This is a genomic window from Microbulbifer sp. NBRC 101763 (assembly GCF_040371615.1).
GTDB lineage: Bacteria > Pseudomonadota > Gammaproteobacteria > Pseudomonadales > Cellvibrionaceae > Microbulbifer > Microbulbifer variabilis.
Genome location: NZ_BAABQV010000002.1, coordinates 201,578 through 221,927 on the forward strand (window position 1 = coordinate 201,578; position 20,350 = coordinate 221,927).

The window sequence follows — 20,350 nt, forward strand, 5'->3', positions numbered from 1 at the left end:
GGATGAAAATTGCGGATGGAGCGGTTTATGCAGGAGGGCTGGCAGTGATGCGTTTACGCAGAATCCGCGAATTGCGCTGAATATTGTAGAGAGACTTGCGAGATGTGGGCAGGTCCTTGATCGCCACTTGCTTAAACCCCTGCTCAATAAACCAATGCTCGGTCTGCGTGGTGAGCACATAGAGCTCATCGACATTTAGGGTGCGGGCCTGACGCTCCAGGTGTCGCATCAACTTGGCGCCACGGCCACCGCCGCGGAATTCGGGATGGCTGGCCACACAGGCAATTTCCGCTGCTGATGTGATCCCGCTGTCATCTCTGATCGGGTAGAGAGCAGCACAAGCCACCGGGGTCCCATCGACTTCTACCAGAGTGAAATGCTCAATCTCTGCTTCGAGCTTTTCCCGAGAGCGACGTACCAGGACACCCTGCTTCTCCAGCGGGCGAATAAGGCCGAGAATGCCACCAACATCGGTGATACGCGCACGGCGCACCACTTCATAGCTATCCCGGTAGATCATGGTACCGGCACCCTCGCGGCGAAACAGCTCCTGGATAAGAGCGCCATTCTGACAGTAGCTGAGCAAATGGGTACGAGCGATCCCGGAATTACAGGCGCGTATGGCACACCCTAGAGCTTTGCTTCGTACTCGAGCAGAAACTTGTTCAGCCTGTACAATACTGAGTTCGTGAACCGGGTTACCGTCCAAGATTAACTGGGCAGGTTCGCGGAACAGTACCAGCTTCTCTGCTCGTAATACCCGCGCTGCCTCCGCTGCCAGGTCGAGGTAGTTGATATTGAACAGTTCCCCTGTCAGCGAAGTGCCCAGTGGAGAGAGCAATACCAGCGCACCCTGGTCTAAGGCTTGCTCAATGGTATTGACTTCCATTCTCCGAACGGTACCTGTCCAGCCCAAGTCGACACCATCAAGCACTCCGCAGGGCCGTGCGGTAACCAGGTTACCGGAAATCACTTTCAAAGCTGAGCGGGCCATAGGGGAGTCAGGTAGACCCTGTGAAAATGCGGCTTCGATATCAAATCGCAATCTACCCACCGCAGCTTTAATTATCTCCAGGCTCTCTCGATTGGTGACCCGGTTATTGTCGTGAAAGCGGCTCTCTATGCCGCTCTCAGCAAGGGCCCGGTTCACTTGGGCGCGGGCGCCATGAACGACTACCAAGCGCACGCCGAGGCTGGCGAGTAGCGCTAGGTCATGCACTAAATTACGGAAATTGGTGTGTTCCAGGGCGTCACCAGGGACTCCAATCACCAGGGTGCGACCGCGAAGATCGTTAATATAGGGTGCCGCATGGCGGAACCAGTTGAGGGAGGCGCTATCGTCGCTCACTAATGCCTTTCCGTTTACTGAGGTACTTGCCAGCTTAAAGACAAGTATTGGAGGTTTTATCTACTCCAGGCGAAGTGCCCAGACTCCTGCTGTATGCCGAGTTAGGGTGCTGTGCTTATAGGCAGAAGCGGGCTATCAGTTTGCGTAATATATCCACCATGGGATTGATACGCTCTAGCCCAAGGTATTCATCTGGCTGATGGGCTACGTCAATATCACCTGGACCCAGCACAATAGTGTCAATGCCCATGCTCTTCAAGTAGGGAGCCTCTGTAGCGAAGGCGACGCTTCCGGCGGTATGGCCACAGAGTTTTTCTGCAGTCTGCACCAGCTCAGAATTCTGCTCTTGCTCGAAAGGTTGTGCACCTGGAAATAGGGAAATCACTTCCAGGCGAATTCTGTCGTTGTCGATACAGCTGGCTAGACGTTTTTGCAGTTCAGCGCGCAGGTCTGCCAGATGCATGCCTGGTAGTGGGCGCACATCGAATTGCAATTCAGTAGAGCCGCATATTCTATTAGGGTTGTCGCCGCCATGGATGCAGCCCAAGTTCAAGGTTGGGACAGGTACGGCAAAGCCCGGGTTATTGTATTTTTGCTGCCATTCGGCTCGCAAAGACATCAGCTCTCCAATTACTGAGTGCATGGCTTCCAAGGCATTGGCGCCAAGGCTGGGATTGGAAGAGTGACCGGACTGGCCGGTGATTCGCACTGCCTCCATCATTATCCCTTTGTGCATGCGTATAGGGCGCAAGCCGGTGGGTTCACCTACTATCGCAAAGCGCCCGTGGGGTTTCCCTGCTTCGACCAATGCCTGTGCCCCAGCCATTGAGGTCTCTTCGTCGGCCGTTGCAAGAATCGTAAGGGGTTGGCGCAGAGGCTTATTTAAGAAGGACTTGGCCGCCTCAATGGCAAGGGGGAAGAACCCTTTCATATCGCTACTACCGAGGCCGTATAGGCGATTGTCTCGCTCTATCAGCTTGAAAGGATCGGACTGCCATCGGCCCTCATCATAAGGCACTGTATCGGTATGTCCGGATAAAATCAGTCCGCCATTGCCATCGGAGCTGCCGCCCAAAGTGGCGATCATGTTGGCCTTGAGAGGGTTGCCTTTCAGGGGCAACAATTCCACTTTAAAATTGAGGGCTTCCAGCCAGGTTGCCAATAGTTCCACCACCGGTCGGTTCCCCATATCGAGCGCTGGATCTGTGGCACTGATACTCGGAGTGCCAACAAGCTGGCGCAGTTGCTCCTTGAGGTTAGGTACTGCGGTACTCGCCATAGTGGATCTCCCTTTTCCTGTTGCGCCATTCGCTAATTATTACGGCTGCGGTAATTACACCACCTCCCACTGCCAGTTTTGTGATATCGGCTTCTCGATTCCAGATTAACAGGTTTACCAATAAGCCCGCGGGAATCAAGGCGTTATTCATAGCTGCCAAAGTTGTGGCGGAAACCTGGGTAGCGCCTTTGTTCCAAAGAAAGTAGCCAAGCCCTGATGCGGCCAGCCCTAGCCAGATTAGTACACCCCACTGAATTTCGTTTTGCGGATATTTGGCTTCACCCAATAGTGTCCAGGCTGTCACGGTAACTAAGCTGGCACCCAGGAAAAACCAGCCGAAAGTTTGCCTGGGCTCAAGTGGCTGTCGGTGCTGCATGAACTGCTTGTAGGCTACTTGGCCCAGTGCAAAGCATAGATTTGCCCCTTGGACCATGGCGAATCCATTCCAGTAGTCGCCATTCGGTTTATCCCAGCGAATAATAGCTGCCCCGGAAACTGCTAATAGTGCGATTGCCAGATTCCATAAAGAGACTCGTTTCTTGAGGAGGTCGTATAAAAGGGCAATATACAGAGGAGTAAATATGGTAAACAACAGGACTTCCGGGACGCTCAGAAGTAGGAATGACTGGTAATAAAACAAATACATCAGCCCAAGCTGTACACCACCAATAGTCATAAGGGTTAAGGCAATGCGAGTGCCTGAGCGACGCCACCGCAACATGGGCAAAAATAGCAGGGAGGCGAGTAATACCCGGCTCATTGCGGAAAAGTAGCTATCCACCTGGCCGGCCAGGTAAACCCCGATCAAACTGAAGGAAAGGGCCCAAAGGAAGGTGACAAAGAGTAGCAGTGGCATGGATAAGACGTAAGCTTTTAAGTAATGGACATTATTATGTTCAGGAAAAGTAGTATTACCGGCGTGCTAGCCAATTGGAAGCAGTGCTATAGAGCACTTAGATTTTGTAAATAGAGGCTAAGGCTGGGCGACTAATACTCTTACTTGAGAGCTGAACGTAGTTCTCATTTTACCTGGTTTTTTTACATGCTTCGGTTTGCTCGGCCGTTATTACGCGCAACCTGGTTCCCCCAGCGCAGCAGATTCACATTGCAATCGTTGCGGTCGATGATCACTTCTATCAGGCAGAGCCCTTTACGGCTTTTAGCCTCCTTAATAGCTTTATCCAGTTCCCCCTCGGTACTGACTTTACAGCCCCAGGCATCACCTTCTCCCGCACTAAATACTTCAACTAATTGGGCGTAGTTCCAGTTTTTAATCTTATTGTAAGGGCCATCATGGATTTCCACTTCAATGGTATAGCCACCGTTGTTGATCAGGAAAATAATCGGGTCGACCTGATAGCGGATCATGGTGGAAATTTCTTGTGCAGTCAGCTGGAAAGAACCGTCGCCAATACAGGAAATAAGGCGGCCTTTGTCCTTCCCCAGTGCGTAACCAAGAGTCGCTCCTACTGACCATCCAATACTCCCGTATTGCATCTGGATTTCAAATTGTGCATCTTCAGGCAGGGATAGCTCCATACCGTTAAACCATGAGTCCCCTGTTTCCACCAGCAAAGTGCTTTTACGGTCGAGCAGTTTCTGTATTCGTGTAAACAGTTGCCGGATAGATAGTGGAGTCTTGGCTTTGCCTGGCTGAGGAATGTGTTTTGGACTGCTGACTCTTCGGTAGGCCTTGAGTGCACCATCGTTGGGTTTGAGTTGTCCTACAAGAGCTTCAAGCAGGTCGTTCATGTGCACATTGCTGTAACAGGTCTCCCCGAGTTGTATTGAGGCCGGGTGGCAGAAGATTGCCCGGCTTTTTTCAAAACCCAGTTGGTGTCCGGTAGTTGTGTAGTCAGTGAATTGTGGTCCTGCGAACAATAGCGCATCGGAGGTATCAATTATCTCACTACAACCTGGCGTACTCACTGGCCCCCAATAGATCCCCATAAAGTTCTCGTGTGCCTCAGACACTATGCCCTTAGCATCGGGCATGGTGGCGAGGCCGTAACTACAGCTTTGGGCCAAATCGCGAAGGGCGATGCGGGCATTGGCTGCACGGATTTTACTTCCGGCGATCAGTACCGGTCTCTCAGCGGCATTAAGGAATTCGGCAACATGCTTGGTTGCAGCGTTGAGGGAATCGGGATCGCTGGTAGCGCGCCTGGCAAAACCGCGGGGTATGGGTGCGGAAGTTGGAGCATTGGCGACATTTGCGGCGATCTCAATGTATACCGGTTTGCGGCGCAACATTGCCGTATCAATTGCGCGATCGATAGCGGCGGGTGCCAGTGAGGGGTGGTGGATGATCACGGTTTCTGCGGTTATGCGGGAATACATCTCTCGCTGATAGCTATAGTCGACCTTGCCCAATGTGTGATGCAAGTATTCCCACTCAGCTTCAGAATTGGTATTTGGCCCACCAGAGATAGCGATTAGCGGTAGGTCCTCGGCATAGGCTCCTGCAACGGCATTAATCATGCTCAATCCACCAACGGAGAATGTGACCACCGCCGCTGATGGCCCACCAGTGGCACGTGCATAGCCATCGGCGGCATAGCCAGCATTTAGCTCATTGCAACAGCTGATCATCTGTAAGTCTCTGTGCATCAATAGCTGGTCCAGCAGTACCAGGTTATAGTCGCCAGGTAGAGCAAAATAATGCCGGACTCCCGCATCTTTTAACCTCTGCGCGAGGTAGGTTCCGACAGTCCATTGGCATGTGTTAGTAGTCTTCATTGCAGTGGAGGCCAATTGCTTGGAGAGGCTGGAATTCCCGGCTGATAAAAGGGCAGGCTATCTTGCCCTGCGTTGCAACAGCGTAGCTCAAACAGGTAGATGGCGAATTTAGAGGCAATAAAAAAGGGAGGCTTTTGGGGCCTCCCTCTAATCGACTTTTCTTAAAGCCTAAGACTGGCTTATCAGCCAAATATACCTTTAAACAAGTAGAAGAACAGGATTGCAATACCGGCACCCGCGGGCAAAGTTACTACCCAAGAAGCTGCAATGGTTGTGATCATACGCAGATTCAGGGCGCCAATACCGCGTGCCAGGCCAACACCGAGAACTGCGCCAACCAGGGTATGGGTCGTGGAAATTGGCAGTCCAGTTCCCGAGGCCAGAACGACGGTGGCGGCAGCCCCCAGCTCGGCGGCAAAACCGCGGCTCGGAGTCAGCTCGGTAATTTTCTTGCCAATAGTGGCCATTACCTTAAAGCCGTAAGTGGCAAGACCCACAACAATTCCCAGGCCACCAAGGAGCAGAATCCAGGAGGGCATAGTGGCTTTGGCGGTTACCGCACCGCTCTGGATAGTGTTTACAACCGCTGCGAGTGGGCCTACTGCATTGGCCACGTCGTTAGAGCCGTGGGCAAAAGCCATGGCACAGGCAGTAAAGATCATCAGAATCGCGAAGACTCGCTCCACATTGGCAAAGCGATTCTCGGATTCTGCGGAGGGGTCGCGCTTCACGCGCTTGAGCATGGCAATACCGATACCCGCCACAATAAGACCGGCAATGGCTGCGATGCCTGCATCCTGCACGAATGTCAGCTGGATATTGGCATCTTTCAAGACATGTTTCAGGCCCTTGGTCAGGGTCACCATCGCGATCATCCAGCCTACAGCGAACATGTAGAAGGGAATATAACGCTTAGCGTTATTGAATGGATCTTCGGTATCGAGAATCAGCCGCTGAACGCTGCGGAATAACAGGAAGGAGATAGTGCCAGCTAGCAGGGGAGAAACCACCCAGCTGGCTACAATACTGCCAACTTTACCCCAGGCCACAGCGTCGGCAGAGATGCCAACTGCAGAAAAGCCGACAATTGCACCAACGATTGAGTGGGTAGTCGATACTGGCCAGCCGAGGATGCTCGCCACTAGTAACCAGGTGCCGGCGGCGAGAAGGGCAGATAGCATGCCGTAAACCAGCAACTCTGGCTGCGAGGCAAAGATTTCCGAGTCAATAATACCCTTGCGAATGGTGGCAGTTACCTCTCCGCCAGCTAGGTAAGCACCGGCAAACTCGAAAATCATGGCGATAATGATCGCCTGCTTGATAGTCAGTGCGCGCGAGCCCACAGATGTACCCATGGCGTTGGCGACATCATTTGCACCAACGCCCCAGGCCATAAAGAAGCCTGCGACACAGGCCAAAATCAACAGAATATGGCCGTATTGACTAATAATTTCCACGCTGAACCCCCTAACGTGCCAACAACAACTGCAATCGGTTGCCCACGCTGTGGGCGCGGTCGGCTAGTTCGCCGATCCATTCAATAACGCGGTAGAGAAACATTACATCCACCGGCGGTAAGTCTTTTTCTATGGCGAAAAGCGCAGCGCGAATTTCAATTTCCAGCTTGTCTGACTTGCGCTCCAGCTCGTCCAGCTCTTCAGTCATGCGCTTTGCGATGGTGACCTCACGGCCGGCGAAACCACTTTCCAGCAGCTCATCCAGTTCGTTAATGGCGCGCAGTGCCTGGGATGAGGTCGCCACAGCACTTTCAACAAAAGTGGCCATGAGCGGCTGCAGGCTTTGTGGGATTTGCATTTTCCTGCCCACTGCCAGCCCGGCGATATCCTGCGCGGTGTTGGCAACCTCATCTTGCGCGTGCAACAGCTCCAGCAGATCGGATCTGGAGACCGGCATAAACAGGCTGTCCGGCAGGTGCAGGCGCAGATCTCTTTTGATGTCATCTGCGCGGTTTTCTGTGGCAGAGATGCGCAGTTGAATTTTTTCCGCCTCTTCCAGATCACCTTTGATCAGTGCGTCAAAAAACGGAATCAGATCGGCTGAAGCCTCGTGGGCCGTAGCCATATGCTTCTCAATCGGCTTGATTGGAGAGCGGCCAAACAGATTGGCAATATTCGACAGGGCCATGGTTAGCTCCATTGCTCAGGGTGCGAAACGGCGGCATGGTACCCCAATCGGAGCAACTTCGGTAATAGTGCGTTAACGATGCACTGTTGTACCCTGAGGATGGGGCTACAATGCGGCGTCGCCATATGAGAATAAAGGGGGTTTACCAATGGCAGAGAGCAAAGCCGCGGACAGGCTGCTGGACTTACATGGGCTGCTGGATGACCTTGTCGGTCAGGGCTATGTGAGCAGGCAGGATGCTAACCGGATTGTAGGTACTCCGCGTACTGCTGAGCAGGCACAAATGCACCCTCTCAGCTACATCGCAAGCTGCGACCTCGCCAACCGGAAAGCCCCCGGAGCCCTATTGAACAGCGAAGTTCTCAGTGCCTGGTTAGCAGATATTTCCTCTCATGCCCTCTATCATATTGACTCGCTTAAAGTGAATGTGAGTGCGGTGACCGAGGTGATGAGCTTCCAGTTTGCCAAGCGCCATCAGATCTTATGTGTTGAAGCGGGAGCAGAAGAACTCTTGGTTGCAACTGCACAGCCTTTCGCTAGGGGCTGGGAAGAGCAGTTGGAGCACACCAGTGGCCGTATGGTACGCAGAGTGGTGGCGGACCCCGCAGATATTAAGCGCTATTGCGTGGAGTTCTACTCCCTTGCCAACTCCATTTCTGGGGCCAGCGGCCTGCAAGGTACATCTACTGCGAACAATTTTGAGCAGTTGCTGGAGCTCGGCAACCTAAAGGATCCCGAGGCCAACGATCAACATATCGTCAATATTGTCGACTGGCTGCTGCAGCATGCCTTCGACCAGCGCGCCAGTGATATCCATATCGAGCCAAGGCGGGAAGTGGGGCGAATCCGTTTCCGTATCGATGGTGTGCTGCACCCTATTCACGAGCTGCCAGATCAGGTGAATGCTGCTGTGACCAGCCGCCTGAAAATTCTCGGGCGAATGAACGTGGCTGAGAAGCGAAAGCCCCAGGATGGACGTATCAAGACCAAGCGGCCCGATGGCAGTGAAGTGGAGCTGCGCCTCTCTACGTTGCCTACAGCCTTTGGTGAAAAACTGGTGATGCGAATTTTCGACCCCGAAGTGCTGGCGCGCTCCTACAGTGACCTGGGCTTGGGTGGTGAAGATTTGTCCCGCTGGCAAAAAATGTTGTCGCGTCCCAACGGCATTGTACTGGTAACAGGGCCTACGGGGTCGGGAAAGACCACCACTCTGTATACAGGCCTCAAACAGTTGGCTACCAGCGCGGTGAATGTCTCCACGGTGGAAGATCCGATTGAAATGGTTGAAGAGAGCTTCAACCAAACCCAGGTGCACCACTCTATCGGTTTCGATTTTGCCGCGGGTATTCGGACCCTGATGCGCCAGGACCCGGATATCATTATGGTGGGGGAGATCCGGGATCTTGAGACAGCGCAGATGGCGGTACAGGCGGCGCTTACCGGGCACTTGGTGATCTCCACCTTACATACCAACGATGCCCCTACGGCGGTCACTCGATTGCTTGACCTGGGGTTACCTCACTACCTACTTAAATCGACCATCCTCGGGGTAATGGCGCAGCGACTGGTTCGCACCCTGTGCCCGTCATGCAAGCGTGCGGATAAGATAGCAGAGGCCGATTGGCAATCCCTGGTGCGCCCATGGAAGGCTCCGCTCCCGGAAAAGGTATATGCACCGATAGGTTGCCTGGAGTGTCGTAATACCGGTTATTTGGGACGTCAAGGCATTTACGAAATATTGCCGTTCAGTGAGCCTGTCCAGGCACAGGTTACCCCTGATTGCGATCTGCAGCAGCTGCGTCGTCAGGCAATGCGAGAGGGTATGAGTAGCTTGCGTCTCTCAGGTGCCAAAAAAGTGGCAGCCGGCCTGACTACCGTTGCGGAAGTGTTGCGTGTAGCTCCGCCGCCAGACATTGCGTTTTAAAGTTTGGAGCTGGATTGCCTAGCTGGTGAAGAACAGGTGGAGGTATTAAGAAGCTAGCTGTTCTAAGCTGCTGGCTTCAAAATTGAATTCGGCCTAGGAAAAAATGAGCAGGCACACCAGCCTCATAGCTGCTCTAAGGATTGATACCCCATGTTCGACCACGCCAATTGCCCCGAGTCACTCAAACACCAGCTGGATTCATTGTGGAGTGATTGGTGCGAACAGGCGGGCACTGCTTTTAGTGATGAGGTGGAGAGGCTTACAGAAGAGCGGGCCCTAGAGCCGGGATTGGCAAGAAGCTTTATCGGTTCTGAGTTGTTTCACCGTCATTGCTGCCGGCAACCTCAGTTCTTGGTTGAGCTGTTAAAAGCTGAGGATCTTGGGCTTGCACTGCCAGACTTCAATAGTGATGAGAGCCTCGACAGCGCACTGAGGTTTCTGCGCAATCGCGCTACCGCGGAGGTGATATTCCGCGATTTTGCCGACCAGTGGGATATTCCACGGACTTGCCTGCGCCTGAGTGAGTTGGCGGAGCTTTGTATTGATACGGCGCTGCGATGGCACCATTCCCAGCTGGTAAAGCGCTACGGCGAGCCGCGGGATAGAGAAGGGCGTGCGCAATCTATGGTAGTGCTCGGTATGGGCAAGCTGGGTGCGCGAGAGCTGAATCTATCCTCAGATATAGACCTGATCTTTGCCTATCCGGAACCCGGCCACACAGATGGCGAACAGTGCGTGGAAAACCAGAAGTTTTTTCAGCGTTTGGGACAGCGACTAATCAAATCATTGGATGCTATTAATGCCGAAGGCTTTGTGTTTCGTGTGGATATGCGTTTGCGCCCCTATGGAGACAGTGGCCCGCTTGTGAGCCATTTTGCTGCACTGGAGGACTACTACCAGACCCAGGGACGCGAATGGGAGCGCTATGCCATGGTCAAGGCGCGTCCTGTGGCCGGTAATAAGGAAGTTGCGGCAGATTTGATGGAGCTGCTGCGCCCGTTTACTTATCGTCGCTATATCGATTTCAGTGCGATCGATGCGCTGCGGGAGATGAAGGCATTGATTCAACGCCAGGTGCGTGCAAAAGGCCTAACAGACAATATCAAGCTCGGTCGAGGTGGTATTCGCGAAGTCGAATTTATCGCCCAGGCGTTCCAGTTAATTCGCGGTGGCCGCCAACCGGCACTGCGTGAACGCAACCTGTTGAAGCTCCTACCACTATTGGAAAGTGATGGGCATGTAGAGCCCGGTGTAGCCTCTGAATTGGCAAACTGTTATCTGTTACTGCGCCGGGTTGAGCACGCGCTACAAGCTTATCGAGACCAGCAAACTCAAGCATTACCCCAAGATGATAAGGAACGTCAGCGGCTTGCTTATGCCCTGGGGCGAGATGACTGGGGACAACTCTTCGGGGAGTTGGCATCGGTGCGCAATGTAGTCGAAAGTGAATTCGATACTGTAATCGCGCCTCCGGAGGAGATCGCTGAGCCGCGTGTAGCGGAGGAATGGCAGGGGCTTTGGGGCAGCTGTAATGAGCCGGGAAGTGAGGAGATCAACCTGCAGAGCTTGGCGGATGCTGGCTTTGTCCCTGCTGGGGAGGCCCTGAATCTATTGCGGGAGCTATCCAACTCACCAATGGTGATCGCATTGCCTGCTTCATCCCGGGAGCGCCTGGACCAGTTTATGCCTCTGCTATTGGCGGCAGCCAGTTTACAGGAGCAGCCGCTGCTGGTGCTTGCTAGAGTACTGCCCCTAGTGCGCTCAGTACTGCGCCGCAGCGCCTACCTGGTTTTGATCAATGAAAACCCACCGGTACTGAGCCAGCTAGTGCGGCTTTGTAGTGCCAGCCCGCGAATTGCAGAGCAGCTCGCACGCCACCCGATACTTCTGGATGAATTACTGGATTCACGTCGCCTGTTAGCGCCGGCTACAGCGGAGGATATTGCAGATGAGCTGCGTCGAGAACTATTGCGCGTTGATCCTGCTGATTTGGAGCAACAGATGGAAGCGTTGCGTTACTTCAAGCAGAGTCAAAGCCTGCGTATTGCTGCCCAGGAGGTAAGTGGGGCTCTGCCGCTGATGAGAGTGAGCGACTCCCTCACTTGGCTTGCTGAGGCAATTCTACAGCAATCTTTGCATCTGGCCTGGGCGCAGATGGTGGACAAATACGGCTTGCCTGCAGGCGCTACCGTAGAGGATATGCGTTTTGCCATTATCGCCTACGGTAAACTTGGCGGTCTCGAGTTGGCCCATGGATCTGATCTGGATATTGTGTTTGTGCATGATGCAGACCCCCAGCTCAATACTAGCGGGGATACCAGCATTGATAACCAGCGTTTTTATACCCGTCTGGCGCAGCGCCTGATCCATATTCTGCAAACGCGCACATTGAGCGGACCACTCTATGAGGTGGACACTCGCCTGAGGCCCTCTGGTAATTCAGGGCTACTGGTCACTTCTATGGCGGCATTTGACAAGTACCAGCGTGAGAGTGCCTGGACCTGGGAGCACCAGGCAATTGTGCGCGCCCGGCCGGTGACGGGTAGCAGCCGCCTGTGTGAGGATTTCCAGGAGCTTCGTTTGAGATTGCTTTGCGAGCACAGAAATGAGCAGAAATTGCGCGAGGAAGTGATCGCAATGCGAAATAAAATGCGCTCCCATCTCGATAAGAGCAATGATCAAAAGTTCGACCTGAAACACGGAGCGGGCGGTGTTGTCGATATTGAGTTTTTGGTTCAATATGCTGCTCTGGCCTGGGCGCAAACTGCGCCCTCGATAGTGCGTTATACCGATAATATTCGCATTCTCGAAAGTCTGATTGACGCGGGCCTGATGCCAGCCAAACAAGCTGGACATCTGATCGACGCCTACAAAGCCTACCGATCTGAGGGTCATCGCCTGGCACTACAACAACGGCCAGGGATTGTGAGCGATGACCGATTCACAGCGGAAAGAAAGACCGTTCAAACAAACTGGCAGCAATTGCTCGGTTAAAGGCCGGCTACCTCCTGCTGCCCGATTAAACTGTTTTTCAGGATTTGTAGGAGTTTCCCATGTCTTTTGCCGACCGCGACGGCGTTATCTGGTTTGACGGTGAGCTGGTCCCCTGGCGCGATGCACGCGTTCATGTACTGACCCATACCCTGCACTACGGGATGGGAGTGTTCGAGGGGGTACGGGCTTATGAAACTGACCGAGGCGCCAGTATTTTTCGCTTGCTGGACCATACCCGCCGACTATTTCGCTCTGCAAAAATTATGAATATCCCAATGCCATTCGATGTTGATGAGCTGAATGAAGCTCAGCGTTTGGTAGTGAGGGAGAATAACCTGCATCAGGCCTATCTGAGGCCCATGGTGTTTTTCGGATCCGAGGGAATGGGGTTACGTGCTGAGGGTCTCAAAACCCATGTCATCGTAGCTTCGTGGGAATGGCCCAGTTATATGAGCCCGGAGGCCTTGGAACAAGGTATCAAGGTGAATACCTCCTCCTATACCCGCCATCATGTCAATATCAGCATGTGTAAAGCCAAGGCCAATGGCAATTACATCAACTCTATGCTGGCTCTACAGGAGGCTGTGCGCAACGGTTGTGATGAGGCGCTCCTATTAGACCCAGAAGGCTATGTGGCAGAGGGGAGTGGAGAGAACTTTTTCATCGTTAGCGAAGGTATCATCTATACGCCGGAGCTTACCTCCTGCCTGGATGGAATTACCCGCGATACTGTAATTGAACTCGCCAGGGAATGCGGATACAGGGTGGTGGAGAAGCGGATTACCCGGGATGAAGTATATATTGCCGATGAAGCCTTCTTTACGGGCACTGCGGCTGAAGTACTGCCGATCAGCTCTCTAGATGGGCGTTCAATTGGCAGTGGTCGGCGCGGGCCGATCACCGGCCGCTTACAGAGTCTCTATTTCGATGTGGTTCAGGGACGTAGCGCCGCTCATCGGGGGTGGTTGAGCGATGTCATTGATGCACCTGAAGTAAATATTCGAATTGCTTAAGATACTGGTCAGAGATAATAAAAAACCCGGTGAAAACCGGGTTTTTTATTACTCATCAAACTTGTAATTATATTATTTATTATGGGGCTGCATTGGTATCAGGCCTTCCCACACAATAGTAATCAAATCCATCTTCCTGCATTTCGCTTGGCTCATACTGATTGCGGCCATCGAAAATGACTGGAGAAACCAAAGTTGCTTTCAGTTCATCTGTATCGATGCTTTTGAACTGTTGCCACTCTGTAGCGATAATCAGGGCATTGGCGTTATGCAGTGCCTCATTTTTTGATGCACAGAGTTTTAGGTCTGCTCGATTTCCATAGATACGGCGACACTCTTCTATGGCTTCTGGATCGAAAGCCTGAACCCGTGCACCCTGCTCCCACAAGCGTTCTAGTAGGATACGGCTCGGTGCCTCTCGCATGTCGTCAGTGTTGGGTTTAAAAGAAAGGCCCCAGAGCGCAAAGGTTTTCCCTTTCAGGTTCCCCTTAAAATGTCCCACAATTTTCTCGGCTAGATAGTGTTTCTGCTGTTCGTTGCGTGATTCGACTGCAGAGAGGATGTCCGCCGACAAGCCTAATTGCTGTGCAGAAGAAATCAGGGCTTTGACATCTTTTGGGAAACAGGAGCCGCCATAACCGATGCCAGCATAAATAAAGTGATAGCCAACCCGTGGGTCAGAGCCGATACCTTTGCGCACGGCCTCGATATCAGCACCAACTTTATCGGCAATATTTGCCATCTCATTCATAAAGCTGATTTTGGTAGCGAGCATACAGTTAGCCGCATACTTGGTCAGCTCTGCGCTTTTAACATCCATAACGAGAATCTTCTCGTGGTTGCGATTAAATGGCGCGTATAGATGGCGGAGTTTTTGCTCCGATTCGGCCTCAGAGGTGCCTATTATGATGCGATCAGGGCGCATGCAATCTGAGACAGCAGATCCTTCCTTGAGAAACTCCGGATTTGAAATAATATCAAATGTTAAATCGGGTCTATTGCGGCCAGCTAGCTGCTGTTCGACTGTCGCGCGGACTTTGTCGGCAGTACCTACGGGCACCGTTGACTTTGTGATAATAAATTTTTTGCTGTCCATATGTTGCGCAATAGTCTTTGCAACGGTAAGGACGTGTCTAAGATCGGCGGAGCCATCCTCATCTGGTGGCGTGCCGACCGCAATAAAAATAAGCTCTCCATGTTCAACACCATAAGCGGCATTGGTCGAGAATGACAAATTGCCGGTGTTGATCCCACTTTTCACCATCGGTTCAAGGCCTGGCTCGAAAATAGGGATATGCCCCTGTTTCAGACGCTCGACTTTGTCATTATCAATATCAATACAGACTACTTTATTGCCGGCCTCAGCCAGTACAGCAGCTTGCACCAGACCTACGTAACCGGTGCCGAAAACGGTGACATTCATCAGTTTGACTCAATATTTGGAGGAGTTTGTTTCTGGTAGATCTGCTGGTAAGCAGAGCCCGAGGGCCTGAGTTTACCTTGCTCAAGATAACTGCGGGCCAAAAGGATTGCGAGAGGAGCCCAATAGAAGAACCAGATGTAGTTAGGTTTGACCAAAGGTTGTTGGGCGTAAATTAGCATCGCTAAAGTACCGAACAGGAACCAGGCAACATATAAGCCTGGAACCCAACTAAGTAGGTTTTTCTTGGTTGCGACAGTGTAAAGCACGCCTAGCCCCTGCCAGGCACAAGCTGCGATGCCGAGTAGGCCTGTAAAGCGAGCCACATCCAAGAGGTAGTTATGTGGATGAGGCAGTACATGATTTAGCGTGATAAATTGCTTGTGAACCAGCCCTGAGCCAACGATAGGGGAAAGCATAAATTCTTCGAAAGTTTTGCCCCATAGTTCCAGGCGAGCTGAATAGGCGACGCTTCGATGGAATAGCGGCAAGTCACCAAACATAATAAAGTAGGCAAAGGGTATAGCAGTAAAAAGTACCAGTGCCACAAGTATTTTGAATATACGCGAAGGAGTTAGAGTTGCTGAGAGTAGAATAGCAACCCCTGCCATTATTATCGGAATTTTGGTCTGTGAAAGAAAAATATAGGTGCAGGAAATCACTAATCCAGTCCAAGATAGCCAGCGCCAAAATAGAGAGGAGTGCCTGATTCCATAGCAGCAGAACAACGCGTGGAAGCCAAATAGCATGCCGGTTTTATCAATATTCCCTTCTAAAGATATTCCACCTATACGGTAAAATTTCTGAAACCCACCATCAATACCATATGCAATTAATGAGGCGATCCCGGAAACTAATCCCACTACAATTATTGCAAGTAATAGGTTTCGTAAAATTTCATCTCCATATTGTTCTAATAATAGATATATCGCACAGTAAAAAGCCGCTAAATAGAGTACCAGCTTCCAGTAGTATGTTGCCTCTCGCACGACATCAGCATTCGCACCGTCGGCCCAAAAAGTGGATAGTGCCAATATCAAAGGAAGGCTGCAAAAAGCAACAAATTGCCATGAAAATATGAACGAATAGTCTTTTCTCCAAGGCAGCAGAAAAAGTGTCGCTGGCAGTAAAGTTAAATAGAAGCTTGTTTGTACGCCCGAGACCTTGGGAGTCAGGTAAAAACCGCAAAGCAGAAGGAATAGCCCCAAGTAAACTATGCGGAGCGGTATAGAGACCCACCTGGAATCTTGCCTTCGGTAACGTGCTGGAGGGAGTGGATTAGAGTTACTTCCAGTTTCTGACATAACTAAGTGTGTAGTTGATAATGTTTCTGCTTTAGGCAAACAAGGCTTGCTGAAGCTGCCCATGGGTTGCCAACGGTAAATGCTATAGCAATACTCTGGGGAGCTTAAGATGGATACAATCTTCGAAATAGGTAATATATTTAGTGCATTGATAAGTTTTAGATGTGCAGGGTTCTAAGCATCCGCACAACCGGCTGGAAGGTTATACTGGAAGAGGTGAGGGTTCAACAGTGGCGGCCCCTGTAAAAGCATCTACAAGATTTTAGCAATTGGCGCCAGTAAGTTGATGACTTGTTTAATAATTGGCCTCTGTTTGCATATCAAGGATTTCTTTTGCAACTGACAATATGGTGCTTTCTAGATGGTAACCGCGCACACGAAAAGCAAAGTGCGGCATTGATCACTGGGTTGCGAAGTAGTTTCGTGGGCCAGGTTAGGAGCTTTGATATCTCCACTTCCATTGCGGCCTCTAATATCCTTTTCGGAACTGCCGGTGAGATTCCCAAGCTCCCTAAGCCGGATTTTCTGATTGGAACTGGCCGCCGAAGTCGTTTGCCTATGTTAGCTGCACGTCACCGTTTTGGGGGGCGTGCAGTAGCTATTAACCTCCCACAGTTGCCATTTCGCTGGTTTGACTTTTCGATAGTGCCAGAGCACGACCGCCCGCCTCCTTTAGATAATGTGATTCTCAGTCAGGGTGCACTGACAGGCCCTTTGCCACAAGGGTCTAAAAAATCTGGGCGGGGGCTAATATTACTGGGGGGACCAAGTAGTCACTATTTATGGGATGACAGTTCTCTTCATCACCAAGTGGATCAGTTACTTCAACAACCTCTTAAATGGCAGTTGTCCAATAGCCGCAGAACTCCTGAGAGCACGATTACTTCACTATTGGTAGACAATGTCCAGATGGTGGATTGGCGTACCTGCTCCCCCATGTGGTTACAAGAAGAGATGGCGGCGGCTGAGCAAATTTGGGTTAGTGAAGACAGTATCTCTATGCTGTTTGAATCTTTACAGAGCAGTGCCCAGGTGGGTGTTATACGTGTGCCAAGTCGAGCACGATCCAATAAAGTCAGGGCTGCGGTGCAAAGGTTGGTAGACCAGGGAATTATTAGTGACCAAGTAGCTGAGGTGGCAAAACAAAAGCGACGAGAGCCTTTGGATCAATATCTCCTATGTGCCCAGGCTTTACTCCGCCGCTGCGACTTGCCATTTCGCTAGTGTTTGAGGCCTTGAGACTCAAACTTCCTCCAGGGAGTTTTCTTATCTGAAATCTCCCACTCAACTCGAAGCCACATGCGCCGGATTCGCCGCTGAATGTAGCGTTTGGCGAAGAAGTCAGAAATTTGAGGCAAGGGCAAAAAAGATGCACAACCCAAGCCATCAATAATATAAATTTCTAATTTTTCATTTTCCCTGCGTACAACTAGATTGTGTGCAATCAGGTTCTTGGTCAGTACACCATACTCCAAGAGCCATGCTGCAAAGCGTTCAAGGGCAGATCTTATTTCACTGTTTAGGCCATGCTTATTCAGATATTGGCGCAAGGTAGGGGCTGGGTTGCCCTCGCTCTCCAGGATAAGGTCTGTTACTGCACCGGGGCCCAGACTGGTTTGTTGTATCCCGTACCAGCGAGGTAAATGTTGCCAGAGGCCTTCTTTATTTTGCTGGATAGCTTTTTGCGAATAGCCTTCTTGTTCACGCAAATTATCATCAAAATCATCTTCACCGCGCCACTTTTTGTACCATGGTGCTCGTCCGAGCAATTCTGCGGTGCGCCCTGGGCGCATAACCTTTATGCAGAGCAGAGGTTTCTCTGGATGGCGGTAGCAAAAGCGGTTTCCACCACTGGCAAAAGGCTTACTGTAGCCTAAATCAATCACTATATCAGGCTCCGGGCGACTTTTTGATCATGGTTTCATAGACTTCGATGGTATGTTCTGCTTGGCGCTTGAGGGTAAAGTCTTCAGAAAGGGAGGCTTTTTGTTTTGGGCCTTTTAGCAATTCCCGTGAGCGATTATAAAGTGCTTCAGCATCGTTTTGCTCTACCAACCCTTGTGGAAAGCAAACACGCAGAGACTCTGCGGGGCCACCGATGTTGTATCCAATTACGGGTGTTCCCATAGCTGCAGATTCTATCACGGTACGTCCAAATGGCTCAGGTCGTTTGGATAGGTTGTACACGAGACGAGATTCCTTATACCAATAACGAATATCACTACGATGGCCGACAAAGGTAAGGTGCCCCTCTATTCCTTTCTCTCTTACTTTTTGTTTCAGTTCCTTTTCATAGTGGCTCTTGTTAGCTTCAGCCCCACCGAGAATGATCCCATGAATATCATGATGCTTACTGATCAAACGCTGGATTAGCTCAATAAAATCCTCTTGACCTTTCCAGCGAGTCAGCCTGCCGGGCAAGAGAAGCCATTGCTTATTTGCTAGATTTGGATATTCCTTCTCAATGTTCGCTTTCCAGTCAGCTGGAACCGAGATGTTGGGATTGAATTCCTCGGTATCAACTCCGCGATAGATCACTTCTGGGGGACGTTGTAGATAGGCTTGGTAATTATCATGTAAGTAATCGTTCACGCACTCGGATATTGCGATTACCTGCTCGCTCCGGGCCATAATGGCACTGTAGCGATTAATTGAATACAGGCCGTGGGCGGTGCTAATTAGGCGTGGCCGCGACTGGATATCTAGTTTTCTCCAAGCCAAGAAAGTGAGCCAGGCGGGGACCCTGGATCGAACATGCAATATATCTGGAGCTTCCCATTCGATAAGTTGTCTTAACGGTCTAACCTGTAGCAAACTACTTAGGGACTTTTTGTGGATAGGCAGTGTAAAATGCCTGGACCCTTCGGATTCCAATTTTGGAACCATGGTGCCCCCAGAAGATACAACGATAGATGTGTGGCCGGCTTGAATGAGCATTCTTGCCAAGTCGAGCGTACCCCGCTCGACTCCCCCGGAGTTTAAAGCGGGAAGCAGTTGCATTACTTTCATGGATTGTTTCACGACATAAGTGTGTACTAGGTATTACTCAGACTGTCTAGCTCAACGGGCAATAAGTTGATGAGCTGACTACAGGCTTACTAAAAGTCAAATATTATAGACATGCCAAATAGAGGGGTATAGGCTGCGCTGCTATTGCTAACGCCCTGATTTAATATTTGGTTGTTTGTGGAGTTTAAATTGCGACCACTGCTAGACATTTGTATCTGCACCTGCAAAAGGCCGGAGCAACTTCGCGTTGCTTTGCAAAGTCTTGCCGAGCTTGATTTACCTGCAGATGCAGATGTAAGTGTGACAGTAGTGGATAATGACCCTGAGGAGCAGGGGGGGAAGGCGGTAGTGGAGTCCTTCGCAACAGATTCGTCCCTCCCAATTCTTTACGTCCTTGAAGAACGCCGTGGAATTCCCATTGCTCGCAATCGCTGTATTCAAGAGGCACAGGGCAAAAATGCGAATTACCTTATTTTTATTGATGATGATGAATGGGTGGCTCGAGACTGGCTGGTCAAGTTGTTTCGATTTGCTCAAGAGCTTGGTGGCAACACGGTAGTAAATGGTAGTGTGATACGGGAATTGCCAGACTCAGTGCCGGCTTATTATTCAAGATATTTCTCTCGAAGGAAGAGGCAAACAGGTGATCACCTCACCTACTGTGCCACCAATAATGTCCTGATTCCAATGAAAATAATTCGTGAGTTTAGCTTGTCCTTTGATGAGCGGGATCCCTTTGGAGGTGGTGAGGATGTGTTGTTCTTTTCTGAGCTGCATACCAAGGGTGGAGACATCATTCATTGCGCTGAAGCAAAAGTATTCGAACCTGTACCAATAAGCCGCGCGAACTTACGCTGGCTTTCCCGTCGCAAATATTCAGCAGGTATCACGCTTGCAAAGCAAAAGTTGCAATCTGGGCGCAGTCGGCTAGGAATTTTACTTTCAGCGATATTCCAACTTATGGTTGCAGGGGTTCTCTGCTTGTTTGGCTTGGTTTTTGGAGGGCTCCGCCTGGGTTCCCGGCCTTGGTTGCGCCTATGTCGTTCTGTAGGCATGGCCTGTGGAGTGTTTGGGGCTCGCTCAGATTTTTACCGGGTTGTGGACTGCTAGTAAGTCACATAAAAAGTTCAAGTTGTACTCTCTGCCTGTAAGATAGCTGGCTGGAGCTTCGGCTC

General features: G+C 51.1%; 15 protein-coding genes. 5 read left to right on the plus strand and 10 right to left on the minus strand.

Translation table 11 applies throughout. The annotated features are described in order from the left end of the window. Nucleotides 1-25 precede the first annotated feature (25 nt). The 6 genes from argA to ABWV76_RS06275 form a co-directional block, all read right to left on the minus strand. A complete protein-coding gene (gene argA / locus ABWV76_RS06250; protein WP_020414283.1) occupies nucleotides 26-1,348 on the minus strand; it encodes an amino-acid N-acetyltransferase in 1,323 nt (440 codons plus the stop codon). 115 nt (nucleotides 1,349-1,463) lie between these two features. Beyond that, nucleotides 1,464-2,627: an acetylornithine deacetylase gene (gene argE / locus ABWV76_RS06255; RefSeq protein ID WP_282952262.1), complete on the minus strand. Its 1,164-nt coding sequence runs from the start codon at nucleotides 2,625-2,627 to the stop codon at nucleotides 1,464-1,466. Continuing rightward, nucleotides 2,605-3,483 carry a DMT family transporter gene (locus ABWV76_RS06260; protein ID WP_020414285.1) on the minus strand — a complete coding sequence of 293 codons (879 nt, stop codon included), beginning with the start codon at nucleotides 3,481-3,483 and terminating at the stop codon, nucleotides 2,605-2,607. Before ABWV76_RS06260 ends, argE begins: the two co-directional genes overlap by 23 nt. A gap of 182 nt (nucleotides 3,484-3,665) precedes the next feature. Beyond that, nucleotides 3,666-5,366 carry a thiamine pyrophosphate-binding protein gene (locus ABWV76_RS06265; RefSeq protein WP_353375545.1) on the minus strand — a complete coding sequence of 567 codons (1,701 nt, stop codon included), beginning with the start codon at nucleotides 5,364-5,366 and terminating at the stop codon, nucleotides 3,666-3,668. Nucleotides 5,367-5,548: 182 nt separating this feature from the next. Then, entirely contained in the window at nucleotides 5,549-6,823 is a 1,275-nt protein-coding gene (locus ABWV76_RS06270; RefSeq protein ID WP_020414287.1) for an inorganic phosphate transporter, read from the minus strand. A gap of 10 nt (nucleotides 6,824-6,833) precedes the next feature. After that, the gene (locus tag ABWV76_RS06275) at nucleotides 6,834-7,511 is read right to left on the minus strand and encodes a TIGR00153 family protein (protein ID WP_020414288.1); all 678 of its coding nucleotides are present in this window, start codon (nucleotides 7,509-7,511) and stop codon (nucleotides 6,834-6,836) included. A gap of 148 nt (nucleotides 7,512-7,659) precedes the next feature. On the opposite strand from ABWV76_RS06275, the gene tfpB reads away from it, so the two are divergent. The 3 genes from tfpB to ABWV76_RS06290 all read left to right on the plus strand — a co-directional run bounded on the left by tfpB (nucleotide 7,660) and on the right by ABWV76_RS06290 (nucleotide 13,442). Then, entirely contained in the window at nucleotides 7,660-9,435 is a 1,776-nt protein-coding gene (gene tfpB / locus ABWV76_RS06280; RefSeq protein WP_353375546.1) for a type IV pilus assembly ATPase TfpB, read from the plus strand. Nucleotides 9,436-9,585: 150 nt separating this feature from the next. Further along, nucleotides 9,586-12,429, plus strand: a complete 2,844-nt coding sequence (gene glnE / locus ABWV76_RS06285) for a bifunctional [glutamate--ammonia ligase]-adenylyl-L-tyrosine phosphorylase/[glutamate--ammonia-ligase] adenylyltransferase (RefSeq protein WP_353375547.1) — start codon at nucleotides 9,586-9,588, stop codon at nucleotides 12,427-12,429. A 59-nt stretch (nucleotides 12,430-12,488) separates the two neighbouring features. Further along, a complete protein-coding gene (locus tag ABWV76_RS06290) occupies nucleotides 12,489-13,442 on the plus strand; it encodes a branched-chain amino acid transaminase (protein ID WP_353375548.1) in 954 nt (317 codons plus the stop codon). 79 nt (nucleotides 13,443-13,521) lie between these two features. On the opposite strand, the gene ABWV76_RS06295 is transcribed toward ABWV76_RS06290, so the two are convergent. Together ABWV76_RS06295 and ABWV76_RS06300 are read right to left on the minus strand one after the other, a co-directional pair. Continuing rightward, nucleotides 13,522-14,865: a UDP-glucose dehydrogenase family protein gene (locus ABWV76_RS06295; protein ID WP_353375549.1), complete on the minus strand. Its 1,344-nt coding sequence runs from the start codon at nucleotides 14,863-14,865 to the stop codon at nucleotides 13,522-13,524. Beyond that, nucleotides 14,865-16,229 carry an O-antigen ligase family protein gene (locus ABWV76_RS06300; protein WP_353375550.1) on the minus strand — a complete coding sequence of 455 codons (1,365 nt, stop codon included), beginning with the start codon at nucleotides 16,227-16,229 and terminating at the stop codon, nucleotides 14,865-14,867. Before ABWV76_RS06300 ends, ABWV76_RS06295 begins: the two co-directional genes overlap by 1 nt. Before the next feature lie 270 nt (nucleotides 16,230-16,499). On the opposite strand from ABWV76_RS06300, the gene ABWV76_RS06305 reads away from it, so the two are divergent. Continuing rightward, nucleotides 16,500-17,390, plus strand: a complete 891-nt coding sequence (locus ABWV76_RS06305; protein ID WP_353375551.1) for an ELM1/GtrOC1 family putative glycosyltransferase — start codon at nucleotides 16,500-16,502, stop codon at nucleotides 17,388-17,390. On the opposite strand, the gene ABWV76_RS06310 is transcribed toward ABWV76_RS06305, so the two are convergent. After that, nucleotides 17,387-18,052, minus strand: coding sequence for a YrbL family protein (locus tag ABWV76_RS06310; RefSeq protein WP_282952269.1), 666 nt, complete (start codon nucleotides 18,050-18,052; stop codon nucleotides 17,387-17,389). The two genes, ABWV76_RS06305 and ABWV76_RS06310, sit on opposite strands and share 4 nt — an antisense overlap. A 4-nt stretch (nucleotides 18,053-18,056) precedes the next feature. Continuing rightward, nucleotides 18,057-19,175 carry a glycosyltransferase family 4 protein gene (locus ABWV76_RS06315; protein WP_026305195.1) on the minus strand — a complete coding sequence of 373 codons (1,119 nt, stop codon included), beginning with the start codon at nucleotides 19,173-19,175 and terminating at the stop codon, nucleotides 18,057-18,059. 189 nt (nucleotides 19,176-19,364) lie between these two features. Between ABWV76_RS06315 and ABWV76_RS06320 the strand changes: the two genes are divergently transcribed. After that, on the plus strand, nucleotides 19,365-20,285 hold the full coding sequence (locus ABWV76_RS06320; RefSeq protein WP_353375552.1) for a glycosyltransferase family 2 protein: 921 nt from the start codon (nucleotides 19,365-19,367) through the stop codon (nucleotides 20,283-20,285). Nucleotides 20,286-20,350: the final 65 nt, after the last annotated feature.